Origin of the sequence: Burkholderia sp. F1, assembly GCF_050813845.1 — a bacterium.
GTDB lineage: Bacteria > Pseudomonadota > Gammaproteobacteria > Burkholderiales > Burkholderiaceae > Burkholderia > Burkholderia ubonensis.
This window is the reverse complement of sequence record NZ_CP172421.1, coordinates 2,168,939-2,188,434: the sequence shown is the minus strand read 5'-3', so window position 1 is coordinate 2,188,434 and position 19,496 is coordinate 2,168,939. Positions and strand designations below refer to the sequence as shown.

At 63.3% G+C, this 19,496-nt stretch carries 22 protein-coding genes; 4 read left to right on the top strand and 18 right to left on the bottom strand.

Features of this window, described 5'->3' with window-relative positions; genetic code table 11:
- Nucleotides 1-44: 44 nt before the first annotated feature.
- The 14 genes from ACFIMZ_RS10380 to ACFIMZ_RS10315 form a co-directional block, all read right to left on the bottom strand.
- On the bottom strand, nucleotides 45-1,004 hold the full coding sequence (locus tag ACFIMZ_RS10380; protein ID WP_431819438.1) for a hypothetical protein: 960 nt from the start codon (nucleotides 1,002-1,004) through the stop codon (nucleotides 45-47).
- Nucleotides 1,005-1,124: 120 nt separating this feature from the next.
- Nucleotides 1,125-1,835, bottom strand: a complete 711-nt coding sequence (locus ACFIMZ_RS10375; RefSeq protein ID WP_431819437.1) for a hypothetical protein — start codon at nucleotides 1,833-1,835, stop codon at nucleotides 1,125-1,127.
- A 50-nt stretch (nucleotides 1,836-1,885) separates the two neighbouring features.
- Entirely contained in the window at nucleotides 1,886-2,092 is a 207-nt protein-coding gene (locus ACFIMZ_RS10370; protein ID WP_431819436.1) for a hypothetical protein, read from the bottom strand.
- A 276-nt stretch (nucleotides 2,093-2,368) separates the two neighbouring features.
- Nucleotides 2,369-2,863 carry a JAB domain-containing protein gene (locus tag ACFIMZ_RS10365; RefSeq protein WP_431819435.1) on the bottom strand — a complete coding sequence of 165 codons (495 nt, stop codon included), beginning with the start codon at nucleotides 2,861-2,863 and terminating at the stop codon, nucleotides 2,369-2,371.
- 159 nt (nucleotides 2,864-3,022) lie between these two features.
- On the bottom strand, nucleotides 3,023-3,736 hold the full coding sequence (locus ACFIMZ_RS10360) for a DsbA family protein (RefSeq protein WP_431819434.1): 714 nt from the start codon (nucleotides 3,734-3,736) through the stop codon (nucleotides 3,023-3,025).
- Between the two features lie 13 nt (nucleotides 3,737-3,749).
- Nucleotides 3,750-6,623 carry a conjugative transfer ATPase gene (locus ACFIMZ_RS10355; protein WP_431819433.1) on the bottom strand — a complete coding sequence of 958 codons (2,874 nt, stop codon included), beginning with the start codon at nucleotides 6,621-6,623 and terminating at the stop codon, nucleotides 3,750-3,752.
- Nucleotides 6,623-7,048 (bottom strand): TIGR03751 family conjugal transfer lipoprotein, encoded by a 426-nt coding sequence (locus ACFIMZ_RS10350; protein ID WP_431819432.1) that lies wholly within the window; start codon nucleotides 7,046-7,048, stop codon nucleotides 6,623-6,625. Before ACFIMZ_RS10350 ends, ACFIMZ_RS10355 begins: the two co-directional genes overlap by 1 nt.
- Nucleotides 7,029-8,480: a TIGR03752 family integrating conjugative element protein gene (locus ACFIMZ_RS10345; RefSeq protein WP_431819431.1), complete on the bottom strand. Its 1,452-nt coding sequence runs from the start codon at nucleotides 8,478-8,480 to the stop codon at nucleotides 7,029-7,031. The genes ACFIMZ_RS10350 and ACFIMZ_RS10345 overlap by 20 nt, the downstream gene beginning before the upstream one ends.
- The gene (locus tag ACFIMZ_RS10340) at nucleotides 8,470-9,351 is read right to left on the bottom strand and encodes a TIGR03749 family integrating conjugative element protein (RefSeq protein ID WP_431819430.1); all 882 of its coding nucleotides are present in this window, start codon (nucleotides 9,349-9,351) and stop codon (nucleotides 8,470-8,472) included. The genes ACFIMZ_RS10345 and ACFIMZ_RS10340 overlap by 11 nt, the downstream gene beginning before the upstream one ends.
- Nucleotides 9,348-10,028: a PFL_4703 family integrating conjugative element protein gene (locus tag ACFIMZ_RS10335; protein WP_431819429.1), complete on the bottom strand. Its 681-nt coding sequence runs from the start codon at nucleotides 10,026-10,028 to the stop codon at nucleotides 9,348-9,350. The genes ACFIMZ_RS10340 and ACFIMZ_RS10335 overlap by 4 nt, the downstream gene beginning before the upstream one ends.
- Nucleotides 10,025-10,417 carry a TIGR03750 family conjugal transfer protein gene (locus ACFIMZ_RS10330; protein ID WP_431819428.1) on the bottom strand — a complete coding sequence of 131 codons (393 nt, stop codon included), beginning with the start codon at nucleotides 10,415-10,417 and terminating at the stop codon, nucleotides 10,025-10,027. Before ACFIMZ_RS10330 ends, ACFIMZ_RS10335 begins: the two co-directional genes overlap by 4 nt.
- The gene (locus tag ACFIMZ_RS10325; protein WP_431819427.1) at nucleotides 10,417-10,773 is read right to left on the bottom strand and encodes a TIGR03745 family integrating conjugative element membrane protein; all 357 of its coding nucleotides are present in this window, start codon (nucleotides 10,771-10,773) and stop codon (nucleotides 10,417-10,419) included. Before ACFIMZ_RS10325 ends, ACFIMZ_RS10330 begins: the two co-directional genes overlap by 1 nt.
- Nucleotides 10,774-10,791: 18 nt before the next feature.
- Entirely contained in the window at nucleotides 10,792-11,025 is a 234-nt protein-coding gene (locus tag ACFIMZ_RS10320; protein WP_431819426.1) for a TIGR03758 family integrating conjugative element protein, read from the bottom strand.
- Nucleotides 11,022-11,366 (bottom strand): RAQPRD family integrative conjugative element protein, encoded by a 345-nt coding sequence (locus ACFIMZ_RS10315; protein ID WP_431819425.1) that lies wholly within the window; start codon nucleotides 11,364-11,366, stop codon nucleotides 11,022-11,024. The genes ACFIMZ_RS10320 and ACFIMZ_RS10315 overlap by 4 nt, the downstream gene beginning before the upstream one ends.
- Before the next feature lie 242 nt (nucleotides 11,367-11,608).
- On the opposite strand from ACFIMZ_RS10315, the gene ACFIMZ_RS10310 reads away from it, so the two are divergent.
- The 3 genes from ACFIMZ_RS10310 to ACFIMZ_RS10300 all read left to right on the top strand — a co-directional run bounded on the left by ACFIMZ_RS10310 (nucleotide 11,609) and on the right by ACFIMZ_RS10300 (nucleotide 13,356).
- Nucleotides 11,609-12,283: a hypothetical protein gene (locus ACFIMZ_RS10310; protein ID WP_431819424.1), complete on the top strand. Its 675-nt coding sequence runs from the start codon at nucleotides 11,609-11,611 to the stop codon at nucleotides 12,281-12,283.
- Nucleotides 12,276-12,983 (top strand): RES family NAD+ phosphorylase, encoded by a 708-nt coding sequence (locus tag ACFIMZ_RS10305; protein ID WP_431819423.1) that lies wholly within the window; start codon nucleotides 12,276-12,278, stop codon nucleotides 12,981-12,983. Before ACFIMZ_RS10310 ends, ACFIMZ_RS10305 begins: the two co-directional genes overlap by 8 nt.
- A 163-nt stretch (nucleotides 12,984-13,146) precedes the next feature.
- Entirely contained in the window at nucleotides 13,147-13,356 is a 210-nt protein-coding gene (locus ACFIMZ_RS10300) for a carbon storage regulator (RefSeq protein WP_431819422.1), read from the top strand.
- Between the two features lie 17 nt (nucleotides 13,357-13,373).
- Here the strand turns inward: ACFIMZ_RS10300 and ACFIMZ_RS10295 are convergent, their stop codons facing one another.
- Genes ACFIMZ_RS10295 through ACFIMZ_RS10280 form a run of 4 tightly spaced genes read right to left on the bottom strand, consistent with a single transcriptional unit; the run spans nucleotide 13,374 to nucleotide 17,359 of the window.
- Complete coding sequence (locus tag ACFIMZ_RS10295) at nucleotides 13,374-14,123, bottom strand: TIGR03747 family integrating conjugative element membrane protein (protein ID WP_431819421.1); 750 nt, start codon at nucleotides 14,121-14,123, stop codon at nucleotides 13,374-13,376.
- The gene (traD, locus tag ACFIMZ_RS10290) at nucleotides 14,120-16,285 is read right to left on the bottom strand and encodes a type IV conjugative transfer system coupling protein TraD (RefSeq protein WP_431819420.1); all 2,166 of its coding nucleotides are present in this window, start codon (nucleotides 16,283-16,285) and stop codon (nucleotides 14,120-14,122) included. The genes ACFIMZ_RS10295 and traD overlap by 4 nt, the downstream gene beginning before the upstream one ends.
- Nucleotide 16,286: 1 nt before the next feature.
- Nucleotides 16,287-16,811 carry an integrating conjugative element protein gene (locus ACFIMZ_RS10285; RefSeq protein WP_431819419.1) on the bottom strand — a complete coding sequence of 175 codons (525 nt, stop codon included), beginning with the start codon at nucleotides 16,809-16,811 and terminating at the stop codon, nucleotides 16,287-16,289.
- Nucleotides 16,808-17,359: a transglycosylase SLT domain-containing protein gene (locus tag ACFIMZ_RS10280; protein WP_431822477.1), complete on the bottom strand. Its 552-nt coding sequence runs from the start codon at nucleotides 17,357-17,359 to the stop codon at nucleotides 16,808-16,810. The genes ACFIMZ_RS10285 and ACFIMZ_RS10280 overlap by 4 nt, the downstream gene beginning before the upstream one ends.
- 350 nt (nucleotides 17,360-17,709) lie before the next feature.
- Between ACFIMZ_RS10280 and ACFIMZ_RS10275 the strand changes: the two genes are divergently transcribed.
- Entirely contained in the window at nucleotides 17,710-19,467 is a 1,758-nt protein-coding gene (locus tag ACFIMZ_RS10275) for a hypothetical protein (protein WP_431819418.1), read from the top strand.
- Nucleotides 19,468-19,496 lie beyond the last annotated feature (29 nt).

The window sequence follows — 19,496 nt, the reverse complement described above, 5'->3', positions numbered from 1 at the left end:
GGAACGTGCCGGCCGCACCTGACATGGTCTACATGGTCGACTGTTCAGTCATCCCGCTCAGCTTGCCAGGCATGGTAGCCGCATAGCCCATTGTTGTCTTGGTCATCCGGTCCGAGTGCTTCCCCGCACAATACGCAGCGCGTGAATTCCAGCTTCCCACCGCACGCGATACAACGCCCTTCCTCTACGATGAATGTTTCCTTGGTGCACTCGGGGCAGGTACCGACCGGCTGATCGCCGCCATCGGTCATGGCGATATAGCTGTCCCCGGCATAGCAGTCCGCGACCGCCGCCTCGATGACGTCGTCGAAGTCAGATTCCTGCCCACAAGATGCACAGCGGAAGACGAGCTGCTCGAGATATTCGACGTCAGGCTCATCCGGCTTCACGAGCTCGGACCCGCAATGGCGGCAGCGAATGTGGTCGGCAACACGCTCACCCTCTGGCGATTGCCAGTCGACTTGATCCATCGTTGCGCGACATGCAGCGAGTTCGCTCTCGTAGACATCGTTTTCTTCGAGGAGCGTGGTCCAGGTTTGGTTGCCAAGTAGCTCGGCCGGATCTTCGTCAAGTTCGGTAGCTATGAAGTCGCGGATGACAATGAACGACTTTGCCAATACCTCACGAATGCTCTTGGACGTGGCGCTTGTCCGGTAATGCTCAATGTCGTTGCGAAGACGTATAACTTCGTCTACTCGAGCAAAATCCGCAGCTACGCCGAGTGATTTGAATCGCTCCTTGATGTCCCGAACATCAACGGTCTTCCGCCCTTCTCCTTGGAAGCCGAGGCTGCCGTCTGGTCGGTGCACTGGTCGAATAGTTTGTTTTATCAGCACTTCGTCCGAGTCCGGGGGAGAGAGACGGCGTAGTCTTTCCTTGAACAGCAGCAAGATGCCAGCCGTCAAATTGCGCACTGCTGAAAGGCCTCGGCGCTCATCGCCGGACAGGTAGTCCTCTACCCCAATCTGTATCGAAACTATGGCGTTCTTGAGTATTGTGTCCATGGGCGCTGGCCCTCGCAGCATGGAGACGGCCCCGCACTCGGAGCCTGGTGTCCAGGTTGAACGACGCTCGATAAATTCTGGCGCCGCGCGGCGTGCCAGAAATCGGAGCATGTGCGCAGACTACATCAGTCTGGGATGCTGGAAACTGGCGATCTTCCATAAAAATGTGTGCATCGAGTTAACCGCATCGCGTACGAAGTCCGCGGAGAGTTCGCATTGCACGCTATCGTCGTCTTGCGTCAGGATGATTCCTGTCACCTTCTCTAGCCGAGCAATCTCGCTGCTGCCTTTCTCGAAGGTGCCGTCGGCATGCGTGATCTTATTGCGAAGTGTGTTCAGCAGTTTGATGCGTTGCCAGTCCGGTCCACCGGTCTCAATGGTGACACCAGCAACCACACGCAGATATTTCACAGCCCGTTCCACCCCCGTTCTGGGCTGATCAAACTCTCGAACGGAAATGGGTAGAGATAGCCGCTTCTGAGCGATGTCGCAGATATGATTCAGCGCGTGCTCGAAAGTCGCATAGACGAACAGGAATTGACTGTGCCACTGCACTCGCGGAAGGCGGGCGATGAACTCGGACTCCTCCAGCTTGTAGTTCGCGTAGAGGGCTTTGTCTTCCTCATCGAGATCTTTGATAGCGTCTTGGAAAGATTCGTCGTAACTGCGCTGCTGATCCCGAACGTGCTCGTCCATCATGCTCGCGTGGTCGCTGAGCATCTTGAACTCTTCCAGAAACCACCGGTGGAGCTCCGGAACGAGCGCTGCGCCAAGCTTGCGAATGAGGTGCGCAAGATGAGAAGGAAAGGGTGGTGCGTGATCGTTGCTCATGGAAATTCCGGTGTCGCCACCACTTGAACTGGCGTGGTGGCTGAAGCCGCTCAATCTCGTGATGGGCGTGCGGAAGCCTTGCCCTCGCGTACCAGGTGGCCCAGCAAAAGGCGCGCAAGGTTCTGCTCGTTCATGCCGTTGACGCCGGTCGACTTGGCACCACCGGCGTCGGTGTATACCGTCATCAAGCCGTCGACGACATGGTATTCGGCTTCGTAAGTTTGGTCGTCCACGACCAGTTCAACGTATGCGCTCATCGGCGATGCTCCTATGCTGAGGGGTGGAAAACTCCGATATTGTCGACGATATCGGGCAGATGAGTGATGACGCCGGGATGGTGCAACGCCGCCGATTAACGATACAGGGAGGCCAGCGTCTAATTTCAGTGCGGAAGCGGGTACTCTCGATCGATATAAGTGTCGGAAGTAGATGCGCGCCTGCAGGACAATGCGCGATCGCCACGTCCTGCCGGGCGATGGCGTGCCTGCGTAGGATGGAAGAAAGACAGGCGCCCGCGAGGAGCGCCCGAGGGGTTACAGGAGGCCGGCGTTGGCGAATGAGAACGGCTCGCCTTGTCCAACGATGAAATGGTCGAGCACGCGGACGTCGATATGCGCCAGTAGCGCTTTCAGGCTATTGGTCAACAGTCGATCAGCTGCGCTGGGTTCCGTCTTCCCTGAAGGGTGGTTGTGTGCGAGGAACGCCACGGCCGCGTTGTAATGCAACGCCCGCTGTATCACGACTCTGGCATGGACGGTCGTTGAGTCGATCGTGCCTTTGAAAAGCTCCTCGAAGGCGATAACACGATGCTGTGAATCCACAAAGATCATGGCAAACGCTTCGTGCTTGCATGAGGCCAGTTTCAGGCGCAGGAACTGGCTAACCGCGCCGGGATCTTCGAGTGAATCGCCGCGCTGGAAGATTCTGCGTTCCAGCAGCGAGATGGCGTGGTTGATGACATCTTGTTCCTTTGGGGGAATGCGAAAAGGTGTGGATTTTCGGGGTGTCGTAGCCTTGGACGTGTTCATGTGGACCTCCGAGATGCAGGAGGCCTCTCTGGGGAGTGCCCCCAGAGGGTGGATGGAAAATGGCATCGGCCAGCGTGGTGCCGGCTGTTCGCCAAAGCGATGCGAAGCGAACGGGTGGGTCAACGCGGCGGGCCGCGCGGTAGCCTTGAAGACCCCTGGCTACCTTGGCTTGCCGACATCGTCGGCAGGCAAGGCGGGCACGCCGCGCTCGGCGTTGGTCACTTCCGGTGCGAGGGAGAGCCAGTCGAGTGCGGAGAGTAGTGCGTCGTCATCCACGGCACCTTCGAGGGTGAGCGTACGGCCCGTATCGCGGTCGCGCAATTGCAGCGTGGGTGTCGCGGTGATGCCGGCCGCGGCGGCTTCGTCGGCCTGTGCGCGCACGATAGCCGCCGAACGCTCGCTGTCCAGGCACGTTTGTACCGCAGCGGTCACGCCGGAAGGGTTGTCTGTCGCTGCCGTGCCCTGGCCGTTCCCCCGCGTGTGCTCGTAGATCCAACCGACCGTGTTCCAAAACGCTGTTGCGCCCCCTACTTCACCGTGGCATTCGGCCAGGCGAGCCTCGCGTGAGGCGGCGGGTTCATGGGCGGGCAACGGCAGGTGGTGCCACTGCAGCGTGACATCCGGGGTCGTCTTCACCCACTGCATCAGGTGCGGGATGGTGGACTGGCAATACGGGCACTCGAAGTCGGCGTAGACCACCAGCGTGAATCGTGCGCCGTGGGGGCCGTAGAGCCAGGGTGGGCCGGACACTGCGGTCGCGAGAGGCGCGGGGCGGCTGCCCAGCAGGACGGCGCCGCCGATGCCACTGAGCAGCATCAGGGCGGCGAGCGCGTAGAGGCGTCGGCGGCGACGAAGGGTGAGGTATCGCGGCATGCGTGGCTCCCTGTCAGACGCAGGCGTCGAGCCCGAGCGGTTCGATGCCTCGCGCCCGGTCAATCGCTTCGGCGACCCGGAACGCCGCATCCAGTTCGCTGATGCCGTGCTCCTGCATCAGCCGGAATCGTTCGGCTTTTTCCTCCGGTTCGGTCATCGCCATCGCCAAGTAGAGGCTCGGCGGTACGGCGCGGAACAGCACTTCCATCGATTTCGACAAGATCACGCCTTCGGTGAACTTGCCTGCTTCCTTGCGCGCGCTCAGCATCAGCGCTTTCTGCGAGGCGTTCAACTCGCGGAAGCGCGCAATCTTCTCGACCTCATCCGGCGGCATGCTCAGGCAGATCCACCATTCGATCATGTTGAGCATGGGCTCCGCGGCCTTCGGCAGGTCGTCGAGGTTCTGCGTGGCGAGCCAGAACCACGCGCCCAACTTGCGCCACATCTTGGTGATTTTCACGATGTAGGGCGACAGCAGCGGGTTCTTGGTGATGATGTGACCTTCATCGGTGACGTTGATGATCGGCCGACCGAGGAACTGGTCGCGCTCGGCGATGTTGTTCACCGTGTTGATGAGGCTGATGTAGGCGATCGAGAGCTGGGCGCCGTAGCCTTCGCGCGCGAAGGTGGCGAGGTCGACAATGGTGATGTCGGCCTCGGGCCATGGCGTGCCGGGCCGGTCGAACATCTCGCCGTCCACGCCCTGGGTGAACATGTCCATCGCGTCGGCCATTTCCTGCAGCCGCGTGCGCCGCGATTTGGGCAGCGAGGCGTCGTGGCCGCGCTCGCGCAACGCATCACGCACGTCGCGTGTCAGCACGGTGCGCTGTTCGGCGACGCAGCGCTTGGCGGCTTCGAGAATGCACTGGCGAATCAGGCTGCGGTCGGCGCGTGTCATGCGCGCTTCTTCACGCTCTTCACCGCCGGTGATCATCAGGCGTGCGGTGATCTCGAGTTCGCCCAGGACGTCGCGTTGTTCGTCGCCTTCGGCATCCGCTGCCATTGCTTCGGTTGCTTCGTCCAGGGCGTCGGCGTCCAGCGTCTGAACCTTGCCAGGCGTGTCGACGAGGCGCCAGGCGTCGGCAAACGGCGCCAGGCTGACGCCGGAGCCCGGTGACAGCTTGACCCGATGTACGGTGAGCCCCAGGCGCGTAGCGAAATCGCCGTACAGGCCGAACGAGTTACCGGCCTCGACGATGAATAGCCGCGGCCGGTACACGGCGGTGACTTGGTTGAGGATGTTGTTGAGCGTGGCACTCTTGCCCGAGCCGGTAGGGCCGAACAGGAACAAGTGCGCGTTCATCTGTCGATCCAACCGGTTCAGTGGGTCGAACGTAATGGGGCCGCCGCCGCGGTTAAAGAAGGTGATGCCTGGGTGCCCGGTGCCCTGGCTGCGTCCCCAGACCGGCGCGAGGTTCGCCGCGTGCTGGGCGAACATCAGCTGGGTGTACCAAAGGCGTTTGTCTTTTGCCGGGTCGAACATACACGGCAGCCAACGCAGGTAGCTGTTCAGCGGCGCCACTTCGTCTTCTTCGCGCACCGGTTGCAGCCCGGCATTGAGCATTACGTTCGCCAATTGCAGACTGCGCGCGTCAAGCTCGTTCAGATCCTGCCCGCGCAGGTAGAACGCCAGTGCGCCGCGGTAGAGCTTGTGCGAGCTGCCGATGATGCTGCGCGCCTCTTGCACGTCCTCGCGCGTCTGCTCCGAGGCCAGGGTGTCGCCGACCGCCTTCTTGCTCAGGTGGTTGAGATGAGCCTCGAGCACGTCCTGCGGCGTGGCGACCAGGGTCAGGCACATCACCGTGTCTTCTGGCATCTGATCGAACAGGGCATTGATGGCATCGCCGCCTTTCCGCGTTTCACCGGTCAGGTGTCCGATGCCGGGTGGCATGCGCAGTCGGTCCACCGTCATGACCCGGTGCGGCATGCCGTCGAAGCGCCACACGCCGTTCTCGACGTCGGAGTGCGGCTGGCCGAAGAACAGGCGCTGCGCGAAGTCCGTGCCGCTGGCCAATTCGATGTCGCCGGGTTCGGCTTCCTCGGGATAGGCTGCCAGCGCATAGAAGCGCTCGCAGTCAGCCGCCGAGGGGCCGAGCGCCGTGGGGTTGGGGTTGAACCAACGCAGCAACCAGTCGTGCACGTCTGCCGCCGCGAGGCGTCGGGCGCGGACGCCGGCGTTGGACAGACCACCCAGCAGCCGGTCGCAGATGACCGTCAGAGCGTGTTCGGGAGACTGCCCGCGCCGCGCCGCGACGGCCAGCGCGCGGCGGTAGACCACCATGCGCACGCGGCGTTGCTGGCCGCGCCACGGCAGCCGGGTGACGGCGCTGTCTTCGAATAGTCCGCCCGGCGTGGAGATGGCGTGCAGATGGTGGGCGAAGAAGCGTTCGTAGAAGTCGCTGAAGGCGGTGCCCTGCGCGCGCGGCTGGATATAGCCGTGCAGCGAAGCGAGATAGCGGTCCCAGTCGGTTTCGTCCTGGGCATACAGCTGGACCACCCACGGATTCTCATCCAGCTCGTCGAAGCTATCCTGCAAGGCGTTTTCCAGGCTGTCGCGTACCTGGGCAAGCCAATGTAATTCACGACCCTCGGTGCCCACGGGGGTGAGTTCGAAGAACGCCGCGACTGATACGCCATCTTCGAGCAGCAAGCTGTTGGAGTCCGGCAGATACTCGACCCACGGCAGCATGTCGACAAACGATGGCGCGACATCATAGAGCGCTTGTTCGTCGGCCAGGGTGGCGCGCTTGCGCTTATTCGTGGCTGTCGAGCCTGGCGCGACGATGCCGCTCTCGGCCAACGTGGATGTGTGGCGCGTCCAGGCGTCGGGGGCTGCCGGGGCAGGGTCGGAAGCGATCGTGCTCTTGCGAGCCAGAGGCCAGGCCATCAATAGTCCTCCACCCGCTCGCCGGGCAAGGCGTATTGCACGCGCTGGTACAGCGGGAACACCGTGGTGTAGCCGGGCACCGGCACGGGATCGGTGCCCGCCAGATGCGGGAAGACGTACATGATCAGGTCCGGGTTCGGCAGTTGGTGGAATTGCCGGTAGATCTCGTTCTGTGCAGTGCGGGTGTAGGTGCTGCCGTCGATGGCAGTGCCCGATTCGGTTAGAGGACGACGCAACCGCTGCCGAGCGTCGAGCAACTGGCGCGCCGCTTGGCCGCCGGCGCCGCTGCCACCGCTTTCCTGGTTCCACACGTCGAGCATGCTGTTGCCGTTGTGCGGCAATAGTTTCTCCTTGGTGGTGGCACAGCCGGCGAGCAACGCAACCGACACCAGCAGGCCAAGGCGGTTAGTCCAGATCGGGCGCATGCGTGCCTCCGGTGCGATAGTCGACGCGCCGTCCCTTCGGGTCGTAGTCGATGTTGATGGGGCGTTCGAGGTGCACGGCGACCTTCGCGCCGGGCTGGACGTAGACGGCGGCGAACGCCTGCCCATAGAGCTTGTTCACCCACTGCGACATGTCTTGCACGCCGCCGGCGAGGATGCGGCCCATGGCTTCGTCGCCGGAAATGCCCACCGTGCCGAGCTGGCCGTTGTTGCCGGCGACCACGGCGACGCTGCCGTTGTCCGACTTAATCAGCGAGGCGGCGCCGGCACCCGCGGCGGTGATCAGCGCTTGGGTGCCGAGGTATTGCTGGGCGTTGCTGCGCCGTTCCCCACTGACGCAGGGGATGCCATGCGGATCGCTGATCCAGCCCAGGCTGCTGTCGGTGGCGACGCCGCTGGCGCTCTGCGTGTTGCCGCTGTCCTCCTCGTCACGGTCGTTCCTGCCGGTGCCAGGGACGGTGCGTACCGTCCCGTCCTTGAAGACGAAGGTGATCGAGCGGACGTTGCCGCGCACGCACGAGAGCGTCCAGTCGCCCGAAGCCGTGCCGCTGAGCACGGCGCCCGTGACATCGGGCAGGTCGATGCCGTTCGCGGTGAGGTTGTCTGGACCGATCAACACCTTGAACGGGAACGGGTCGTTGACCGTCCCGTCCACGGGGACTCGGCCGATCAACGCGGTCATGGCGACCGAACCCATGAGCGTCGAGTTCGATGGCACGGTATAGACCGGCTTGAGCCGGCGTGCTTTGTCCAGATCGCGGTCGCGGTGGCGAATGGTTTCGCCAGGTTGCTCCAGCGCAGTCTGTGCCGGCGCGAAGCTGGCCGGGAAGATCGACGCCTTGCTGCCCGAGCTATGTCCGGGCGAGCCTTCGGCGGGGCGCGCATCATCGGGCTCGACCCAGCGCATGCCGCCGCTGAAGGCTTTGCCGTCGCCGTTTTCCAGGCCCAGGCCGACCGGGATATCGGCCTGCCCACTGCCATGCCCGGAGAGGCTCTCGAGCCGCTGTTGCATCTCCTGCAGCGCGCCGGCCGTCTGGTTCTTTTCGCTATCGAGCGCCGAACGTTCGTCCTGCAGGCGCTGGCGTTCTTCACTGAGTGCGCCCTGGATGCGTTGCTCGATCGACGCCTCGCGTTGCCGTAGACGTTCGTTTTCTTCCTGTTGCTGCTTGGTCTCGCCCACGGCGCTCTGCAGTTCCGTGCGCAGTTGCTTGACCTGTCCCACCAGGGTGGCGACGGTGTCGCGCGGGGTGTCGCCTTCGATGCCCAAAGCCTTCATTTCGTCGGGGGTCAGGCGCGGGCCGTGGTCGCTCGCGCTGCCGCCGCGGTCGCGACCGCCGAGCAGCTTGATGCCGACCATCAGCACCAGCAGAACCACGGGCAGGACCAGCCATTTCAGGAGGCGGTTACTTTTCATCGTGGCCTCCCGCCGTTGGCGCCGGCAGGTTGAGCGCGGCGTCGAACGGGCTGATCGCCGGCAGCAGTGATTCGGCCAGGCCGTGGCCGCGAGTCACCAGGTACACCACCGTGGTGTCGCTGGCGTGCCCGGCAGGACCCAGATCGGGGTGCTGGAAGGTCGCCGCAACGAAGTCGCCTTGCAGCGCACGAGGATCCAGCGGCAGCGTGGTGCCCGAGCGATTGCGCAGACGCACGGCGGTTACCCAAAAACCATCCAGTTGCCAGGCCGCGAGTGCGTGCGGCTGCACGGGCAACGCGGGTAGCAGCGAGCCCAACGGCAAATCGCGCCGTACATTCGCACGACCGATGCCTTCCACCGGTTCGACCGTGCGCAGTGGGGCAAACAGGTTTTGCGCGGCATGGCGGGTCAGTACCACCGGCACGGGGGATTCCCGCGGATGGAGCGCCGTCGCTTCCGCGTTGTCGGTTTCTTCGGCAGGGGGCGACACGCCGGTAGTGCCGTAGCGCTTGGGTGCACCGTCGCCTTCGACGATTCGCACCGGCTCAAGTGCCGGCTGATCCTTGCGCGCCGGCGTGGCCGCGATGTCGAGCAGGATCAGCGCGCCGGTGTCGGCGTCCTGTAGTTGTAGCCGCGACGGTTCGATGACGTCGTTGGCGCGCAGATAAATAGCGCCGCCTGCGCTCTGCACGCGCAGCTTTCCGTCCAGTTCTGCCGGCACGCCGACGCGCACGTTGCGATCGATAAACACGATGCGCTCCTGGTCCACGCGCAGCGGTACTGCCAGTGGCATGCGCTCCCAGCGCAGGATCTCGATAGCCTGTGCGGAGAGCGGCAGGCCGATCGCAAGGAGGACGAGCAGGCGCTTCATGGCGTGGCTCCTTCGAGGGGCGTCGTCTTGGCGGCAGTCTCGTCGGTGGTGGGCGCCGAGATGCGCTGCGGCGGTTGGCTATAGCAGTCGAGCGCCAGGCCGAACGGGTTGCGCTCAGGATCCTGGTCGTAGCGCGCCACTTTCAGCGAGTAGCGCACCAGCACACGCTTGACCGGCTCCGCGCCGTAGTACTCGTCGGCGTTGAGGTCCAGCGTGACGATCCAGTCCCGGTCGGAGAGCACCTTGACGCGCGTGGTCGGGTCGTCGCCGTAGCCGCGGCCGGGGATTTCATAGACGCCGCGTACCCGTTGGCGTAGCTCTCCTGCGGCACGGCGCGATTCGAAGTCCTGCTGCAAGTAGGCGCGACACGCGGGTGTCAGGTAGGCCGAAAGCGCATGGAGATTGCGGGCGTAGTCTTGCTCGCCGTCGGTCGGCCAGCGATGCATCTGCTGGAAGATGTAGTAGGTGAAGGCGTAGACGCTCTCCGGCGGCACTTCCCACCATTTGCGGGTGCTGCCGGAGCGCAGGTCGGGCGGTACGTGGATGGTCAGGTCGCGCGGGGCGTTCCACCAGCCTGCGGTCAGCACCAGCAGCAGGACGAACAGCGCTCCGGCACCGATGCGCAGTGTCTTCACGTGGGCGCTCAGATGCGCGACTTCATTCTTGAAGCGGCTCATCGCTGACCTCGATGCGTGGTCCAGTAGCCCGAACGGGTGATCAGCATTCGTCCGCCCAGCCGTGCCGCCACGGCCGGGAGACGCAAGGCGAGGCGCCACTGCAACTGTCGATGCAGCCAGGTCTCGGGGCGGCCGCGCTTCAGCCGCCGCAGAATGCCGCCACCAATGAACACGCCGGCGGCGATCCCTGCGACGATCAGTGTCGGCACCAAAGCGATGCTGGAGGCCAGCCACGCCAGCGGTATCCCGAGCAGGAAACCCGCGCCAGCGGACAGGCCGGCGCTGATCCACAGCTCGTCCGCCGTGAGGCCGCGGACCACCACCGGCTGGCGATTCAGGCGGTGCGGGAGAAACAGCACCGTGCCGTCCTGATCGTGAACGCTGCTCATCACAGCACGCCCGTGGCCTTGGTCAGCAGCCAGATACCGATCACCAGCAGCATGGCGCCCACCGCCACCGACAGGCCGAATTGTCCCCAGGTGGCACGGCCGGTATGGATTTCCGAGTAGCGGGTGTAGGCGTGGTAGCAGACACCGAGAAACATCGCCGCGATCACGATCAGGGCGACAAGCATCACGATGTCGTAGCCATAGTTCTGCAGGGTTTGCAGGATGCCGTTGCCTTGGCCGCGCGTCGGGTCTTCCATCTTCGGTAGGCCCGGTCCAGAAAACGCGGGAGGAGGCATGCCCACCAGGGCGAGTGCGACCGCTGCCTGAGAGATGAAGATTGAGTGTTTGAACTTCATAACCACGCCCTTGTTGAACTACGACAGAAGGAAATACGTCAGCACGAGGTAGATCACGACAAAGCGCACGACCACCGCGAGGAATTGACGCTGATTGAGCTGCTGCTCGCTCCAGCCGACGTAGGCGGTGCGCATCGCCCACACGCCCCAGAGCAGAAGCACGGCGAACAGAAGGCCGAGCAGCAGGGTGGAGAGATCGCCTGGAGTGATCCCGCCATTGGCCTTGAACGCAGCGATCTGGTCGGCAGTCATGGCGCCACCTTGCTGGTGGTGTCTTGGCGGTAGTCCCCGTGCAACTCGATCGGGTCGCGCGGCTGGGCGCGCACCGGGGTCAGGTAGTCCTCAACCCCACCGCGAATGCGCCGCACGTCGTCGCGCAGGCGCATGAAATCAAAGTGGTAGCGGCTGTCGTTCGGGACGTAGTTGGCGGTGGCAAGCGCTGCACCGCGCTCGGCCTGACGCTCCAGCCCCTCCAACTGGCGCGCCATCACCGCCAGCTCGGCGCGCAGCTCGGCCTCGCCGGCATTCGCCAGCGGCGATAGGGAGGCCAGCGCAAGCGCAGGTAGCCAAAGGTGGTGGCGGGTGAGCGGCATGTTCGCGATTCCCGATTGCGAGGAATGGCGAAAGGTTCATGCGCAACGGCGCGCGGCGCCGCAAACAATGGGAAGGCTGGCGCCTCCGGATTGTTGGGAGTGAGGTGAAGCCGACCCAGTGGGTTGGGTGCGCGTAAACCCATGGTTCTCTGGAGGCAGGGAGACGGGTAGAGGATGTTCTTGAAGGTTATGGAAGATATGCTAAGATGCTATCATCTTAATAACCTAGATGGAGGACATCCATGAGCGTCTTACAAGACCATCCTGGCGTCTCCACCCTGGTGGGAACCCCGAAAGAAGTCCAGGTCCGGCTTCAAAAATCGCAGGCTGATCAGGTGGTGGTGCTCGCGCTCGAGCACGCCAATGATGCCTGGCTCTCGACCCTCGCCGAGAACATATCCAACGTCGCCTCGTCAATGTTCGAGGTGTTTCTGACGCGGCAGAATCGGGAATTCGTGGAGCAACTGGCCGATGCGCTGGTGCCTCGGGCGCCGGCTTCGCCGCGCTTGCTTAAGGAGGCCATGATGCTGGCCCGGGCGCGTAAGGCGGTGCTCGACAGCGGTGACTGGTTGACTGCTTCCGAGGTGGCCCAATTGGCCGGCTTGAGTGCCACCAACCCGAGCGCCCAACCGAACAAATGGAAAAAGCAGGGCCAGATATTCGCCATTCATCACAACGGCGTTGATTACTTCCCCGACTATGGCCTAGACCGGGAGGCGAACTTCCGGCCCGTGAAGGCGATGGCCAAGGTCATCGAGGTGTTTGACGGGCACAAGGATGCCTGGGGTATGGCCTACTGGTTCCTCTCGGTCAACAGCTTCCTGGGAGGAAAGCGCCCGCAGGATCTGATGGCTTCAGCGCCCGATCGCGTTATTGACGCGGCCAGGGATGAGGTGCAGGAAGTGGCGCATGGCTAAGCGCCCTGGCCGAGCCGCTGGCACGGGGCCTACCTCCGTTGATGCCGAGGCGCAGAACACCACGCCGGCACCGCCCGATGGTCTGAATGCCACGACGATCACCCTGGAAGCGGGAACAGTACTGCATCGAGTCCACCTGGACCGGTATAAGGCTGACCAGTTCAATCCTGGCGTTCAGGGCAACGCGCGCTTCAGTCCGATCAAGGATGCCAAGGGTGACGCCATCCCCACGCTGTACGGCGGCGAGACGATGGTTTGCGCCATGATGGAGTCGGTCTTCCACGACGTACCGCATGCACCGGGGTTCAAGACCCTCGACAAGAGCAAGCTGGTCGGACAGGTGCATTCGGAAGTCGCGGTCATCCAGAACCTGGAACTGGTCGATCTGGCCAGCGTGCCACTGCGCAAACTGGGTGTGAGCCGCAAGCAGCTCATCGATACGGAAAAAGACCAATACCCGGCCACTCGGCAATGGGCCGAAGCGCTCCATCGACAATGCCCGCAGGCACAAGGTCTCTCATGGATCTCGCGGCAGGACGACTCCGCACGGGCTGTGGTCCTCTTCGGTGACCGGATTCCGCCTGCAGCGCTGCGCCCGTTTGGCGACTCGCGCAGTTTGGTCGACGATGCCGACGCGTACGACGAAGTGCTCGACCTGGCCGGGCGGCTGGGTGTGCTCATCGTGCCGGGCAATGACTGAGCGGGCCGCCCGGGCGTCAGTGGCTCGGGGTTTCGTAAGAATGCTCTGAACTTATGCCCGGGCTCTAGCCTAGCGCGGCCAAATGAGCTTCCCTGTTCGTAGAGTTCTGGCACCGTGCCATGGGTGTGGCCCAGAGCGTTCCAAGGAGCGGGGAGAAAACCTCATGAGCCATCTGGTTCTTAGTCGGTCGTTGGGACAGGTAGTTCGACTCTTCATCGACTCCGATGAGGATGACGAAGCATTGCTGCACAAACTTCGCACGGATGGGATCGTGGTGATCGTCGCAGGCATTTCGCGCTACCAGGTCAAGCTTGGCTTCATTGCGCCGAAATCCGTTGTGATCCTCCGCGAGGAATTGTTGGATGACGGGTAGCCACGGAGGCGTCGTCGCTACAGGTATTTCTTGAAGCTGCCTGCGGCGATGTCAACCGCCAGTCCCAACAGCAGCGCGCACGGCAGCAGTACCAGTAGCGGATGCACGCTGATTGGCAGCGCCAGATAGATCACCCAGGGCAGCACCGCCAGCGGCATCAAGCTCGCGCGAGCGCGGTGATAGATGAAGCCGGATTCCCGGCCAGCGCTGAATCGGCGCAAATCGCGCCGAACCAGTCCGTCGACCAACCCGACGACGGCCGCCAGCAGAAACAGTGGCAGGCTCAGACACAGCACCACCAGTCGCAGCAGAAACACCAGCGCCGTGTAGGCTGCAGCGATCAGATAGGCTTCCAGGTGGACATAGACCACGCCCAGGTAGTAGCGGAAGTTCTTCACCTGTTGCAGGCTACCGGCGCGGGCATGCTGGGACGCGTCTTGGATGTTTCCGGCCAGCCCGGTCTTCACGAAGATCCACTGGTAGGCTTGCTCGACCAGTGCGTGCGCTGTGCGTCCGGGTTCTTGCACGATGGCGCTGCGGGTGAAGTCGCGTGATAGCTGTGCCAGCTCGTAGTTCAGCATGTCGCGGGCATGGTGCCAGCTCTGTTCTGGCCAGAACAGCGCCATGCAGACGCATTCAACGACAAGGCTCAGCATCAGCGCGCCGACCATCACACCGAAGAACCGAAACGGCAAGGTGACGATGCTCGCCAGCAGCCCTTGCTGCTGCGCTTGTTGGCGTTGCGCGGTGGCGGCTGGATCGCTCACGGGCGTACCTCGTCGACGCTCTCGGTTGCGCCGAGGTGCTTGAAGTCATCCAGCAGATCGGCGGGCAGACCGGCACGCTGCAGATCGGGCACGCCCTTGCTTTCCCACCAGTCGCCGGCTTCCGTATAGCGCTGGCGCATGGTCGCTGCCATCGCCTGCAGGTCCTTGGGCATGACTTCGTCCGGGTCGGGCGAGGGAAGCGGCATGCGGATCTTCCACAGATTCCCGCCTTCGATTAGCGCGAAGCATTGCCCCTTGGGCAGCGCGACGACGTGGGCCGGTTCGATCAGCGGCACGCTGGCGCTGTTGATGCGGTCCTGGGTGTTGCTGGTGAAGGCGGTGCGCCCACGCGGGTCCGAGCTGTCCGTGGTGCCGCTCATCAACGAGGTCGCGTGGACCTCGACGCGCGACAACTGCTTCGTCAGCAGCTCGGCAGTGGCCGTCTCGCGGACGCGGAGCATGAACAGGTTGTTGAAGTTGCCGACTACCTGGCCGGCTTTCGCGCGATTACCGATGCGCGCTTCAATATCCGAGAGCGTCTGGGTGTAAGCGGTGACCTGGATGCCGGCGCCGCCGCCCTTGTTGATCAGGGGGATGAATTCGTCGCCCATCAGCTCGTTGAATTCGTCCGCGTGCAGATTGATGGGGACTTTGACGCCAGCGGCGTCGCCCGGAAGGCCGTCGTCGATGCCGAACTTGTAGATGTGGCCGGCGACGGAGACCAAGTCCGAGAACATCGAGTTACCAACGGCGGCGGCGACTTCGGCGTCCGAGAGGGCATCCAGCCCGACGTAGACCACCGCGCGTTTGCGGATGATCTGCATCCAGTCGAAGATCGGCCGCGGGTCATCGAGATCGCTGTAGTTCGGCGCGAGCAGTTGCGCGGTCTTGCCCGTGGTGAGCTTTTCCAGGAGCGGGAGCAGGCTGGCGACGATCTTGTCGAAGTAGGTGCGGTCGTAGCGCACGGCGCTACGCAATCCATCCAGCACCGGGTCGTAGACCCGCACTTGCGACAAGTACTGCTCGAGCGCGACCACACGCTTTTCGCGTCCGACCATATGCCGCGGGACGTTCTTGTCGTTGATCTTGGCTTCAAGCTGGACGATCGCTTCCCAGGCCTTGGCATCGTGCTTGGCGAAATACTGCGCGGCGTACTCGATGAACAACGCGTCGATATTGACCACGTGCCGCTGGATCAGCAGGTAGTCCGGGCGCTGTCCCAACTCCACGAGCGCGCGCGCGATGATGTTGACGAAGCGCCAGGCGAATTCACGGAACGCCGCGCTGTTGCCCTCGCTGGAGAGCTGCCCCGCGATGCGGGACGCGACTTCGGAGATGCGCCCGAAACGGCCCACGGCGTTGTAGCGTGCACTGATGTCCGGCCAGCCGAGATGGAACACGTAGAACTCGCCGTCGCGTCCCGCGCGTTTCGCCTCGACGTACATGCGCTTGAGCAGGTCGGCGTCACCTTTCGGGTCGAAGACGATCACCACTTCGTGTTGTCCGTTGACCTTGCGCCGAATGTCCTGGGTGATCAGCAATTCGGCCAACCGCGTCTTGCCGACCCGGGTCGTGCCCAGTACCAGCGTGTGGCCGACGCGCTCGCCCAGCGGCAAGGTGACGTCCACCTCGTGAGGTTCGATGCCATGCAGCCGCGGCAAGCCGCCGACGGGTGGCAGCGGGCGCACTGGGTTCAGCGGACTGTCCCAGGCCAACCCGCGCGCCAGCCGTGAGAGCGGAAACGGTGCGAATTCCAGACGTTCTTCCCACTTACGCGCCATGCGATACGCACGGGTGGGCTCGACGTAGCGCCGAAACTCGGGGCGGTAGGTCTGCATCAGGCGGTGCGTGTGGCGCTGATCCCAGCGAAAGCCGCGGCCGAGGAACAAGCGCTGCTGGCTGACCGGGACTTGTCGGCTGGTCATGGTGTAGCGGGGCAGGCGACGAATGTTCCGGCGGTAGCGCAGGATCACCCAAGCCTGACGCAGGCGCATCGCGCCGAAGGCCAGAAAGGCGGCGGCAGAGCCCAGTCCAAGTGCCGGATTGAGCGCCAGCGACCAGGGCGCGAACAGGCACAGAAAGGCGGCGCTGGCGCAGACCGTGACGGTATAGAGTTCGACTGCCGGGCGCAGCAGAACCTCGACCGTATAGGCCTGCGCCATCTCACTGCTCGATACCGGTCGCGGTGATCAATACCGGGTAGTGGCTCAGGTTCAGGCGCTGCGCCAGATCGTCGGCGGCCACCGGCGCTAATGTCAGGCCCGGCGCAAGAGCCCGGAGCGCCTGCAACGCGGCGGCGGTCTCCACACTGACCACCAATCCCGCCGCCCCGAGCTTCAGCAGCGTCGCCTTCCGATGGCTGAGCCAGGCGCGCGAGCGATCATCGTCGCCGATCAGGAACAGCGGGGCCAGCCCGGGCGCCTGGATGCTGCGCTGTTCCACGGCGCCCGGCGTCAGCCGCGTGCTGCGCACCGGCAGCATGTCGGCCTCGCTGTACCGATGAGGCGAGCCGGGTCCACGTTGCGGCGAAGACGCGTCCGCTTGTGGTGCGAGCGCTTCGTAATACGGCAAGGCGGCGCTTCCGCCGCGGTCCTCGACTACGATCAGCGAAGAGGCGGGCGACTGCGCGGCGGCGGGGGAGAGCCACGCTGCAGCGGTGATGGCGATGAGCCGGCGGATGGGATTCATTGGGGGGAGGCCTCCCGGGATGCGAGCGTGAGATCAGGCGCCAGTACCCGCGCTAAGTGTTGCTGGACATCACGGCGGTAGCGTGCCGCGAGTGCGCCGCCAGCTGGCCGGTGATAGCGGCCAATGGCGAGGATCCAGTCGTCGCCATCGGCGTGCTGCTCGCGCAGAATGGTCGCGGCGATGGTCAGGTTGCGGTACGGATCGAGCAGGGCGCAGGGTGCGATGCCCCGGTGCGTCTGATGGCCAACGTTGATCTGCGCCAGCCCCACGTCAACACGCTTGGCCGATACCCGGTGCAGCGCGTCGGTCAGGCCGGTGCAGGCGGCCTGCCTCGTTTTGTAGCGTAGTGGTGTACCGCCAACGTTGAGCGTCCAGGGCCAGGGGCGCAGTTGGCCGCGCAGCCGGGTGCCGCTCTCTTGCAGTGCGACGGCATACAGTACTGGCGAAGGCACGCCGGCAGCGTGCGCGGCCAGTTGGTAGGCCGGCGGCGGGATTTCCTTGGCGATACCGGGTGTCGACCAGTACAGCACGCCCATGACGATGCCCATCGGGATGCGCCAGTGGGTCAGCGAAGCGACCATCAGCGATGGACCTGGCGGGTAGCGATCAGTGTCGGTTGATGCATGAGTAGGCTCCGCGTTGAACTGGAGTCCTACTGTCGCCACGCTGAGCCCGGCGGGCAGCAAAGAATGGGGCAATGCGCGGCACCAGATTTGGCGGCGCGATTCCCGCGGCGTCTTATCGACATGCCTTACTATGCGGGAGGTGCTTGAGTAGATTCCGGCAGGCTACTTACCCGAACTCGAGCCGACTGATTCCTACCAGCCTCGCCCTCAGGTCGCTCGTTCAACCGAGTACGCCGATGACGTTGGCTTCGACGCTGCACGGATGCCTACAGATGATGGATTACCTCGCTGAATTCCCCGTTCCCGCCGCTTTGCTACCCGAGCGTTTGCGCTCGCTGCTAGAGCCGGTCGGGATTGATCCCGCGCTTCGGGTCGAAGTGAGTAGCTTCACGGAGCGCGATCCCTATGGGCCGAACAGCGAGACCGTGCAGATGCTGATGGCCGTTGTTCCGGATGACGGCGATGACGCGCCTCCCGTACTCCACCGCGAACACGGTATGGTCGCGCATTCAACACCCGTCCTACGTGAAAAGGGAAGTGGAAGGGACTTCAGCCCCAGCGTCGACGGACATGACTACATTGTGGCTTCCTGGGGGAGTGGGTCGTTCCACACCTATCACTTGGCGGAGAAGGTGTGGATGGCGCTTGGCCTGACGCCTCGTTGTTTTGGCAATGAGCAGCAGCGCTTGGTTTACGACGATCTAGAGCTGCCGGAGTTCGGCGTGGCGGAGGGCGAGATATCTGGCCAGTACTACTACGAGGCATCTCGCAACATTCGCTGGTTCATGTCCAATGAGTACTTGCGCAAGTATCTGTGGCTGCGAGGCGGTCGAGGCGTTCGCCAGTTCTACTACCAAGCGATGCTTCCGGGTCGACAGGAGCTACGTGACTGGATGAATGGCCAAGCGTTCGTCGAGATTGGCGAAGCGGGGCATTGGGTTCAGGGAGACATTCGCGAAGATGAAGGTGGGTTCCTCCTCCAGGTATGGGTGACCGTGGTTGCTGTGACCTGCGAGCTATGCCTGGGCCAGACGGCGGAGGGCCTCGTCTGGCCAGATATCGGAGAACCGGTCACGCGTGCCAGGGCGAATGCTCTGATCGATCCGACGAGCATTTTCCTCGATGACCGTTTCCTGGAACGGTATGAAGAGAACCGCTTCTACGACACCACGCCCGTCAACGTGCATGGCATTTGGCACTGCAGCCCATCCTATCTGGGTCAGTGGGCCTTCACCGACTGCAAGCGAATTGGGCGCAATCTGATCAAGGTACGGCTCCGAGAGCTGTACCAAGGCATACCCGATCGCGAAATTTTGCACGCCCGCGCCTATGCACTCGATGCAGCAGCCGTTGCGCAGTTTGATCTCGACGAAGAGCATTTCGTCGCCAAAGTGAACAGGCTGCTAACCCAACTGTTGGATTTGGGCGAGAACCTGTCTCGATTCGCCGCTGAGTTGGGTATCGAGAAGTCGGCGGAGGACCTCATCGGGTTCGTGCGCGCCGAAGTCCATGCCAATGGTTGGTTGCGCTACCCGCAACTTGCAAAGCTGGCTCAAGTCGCCCCGCTCGCCATGAGCCAGCAGGCGTTCCTTGCACGATGCAAGTCCATCCACGAGATTTGGCAACGCTTGCCCAATGGGTTTCTGAAGCAAATTTTGCAAGCGGGCGGTGTTCCGCGAGCGAGCATTGCCAACCGGGGAAGCCTGAAGCTCTTGGAGTCGTTGCTGAACCTGCTTCAACGGTTGGATGCGGATGATGAAGCGCCTGATGCTTTCAGAAGCGACCGTGAGCCTGAGGGGTGGGATGCTAGGAACGACCGGGTTGGCATGCTCTTCGTCGCAAACGACCTGCGGATTGCCGATGCCCATGACGCTGTCGGCGAGTCACTTCAAAGACTGCAAGACCAGGGCTTCGACATCGCCAGCTTGCACGAAGGTCACGGCCGGGCGCTCGACTTCGTGATGGATGGTGTCATCGATGCCTTCGCGGCCATCAACGGTCCGCTGAGCGCCATCCTCAGGCGTGCCTGAAACTGCAAAGATCGAAGAGATCCATAAAG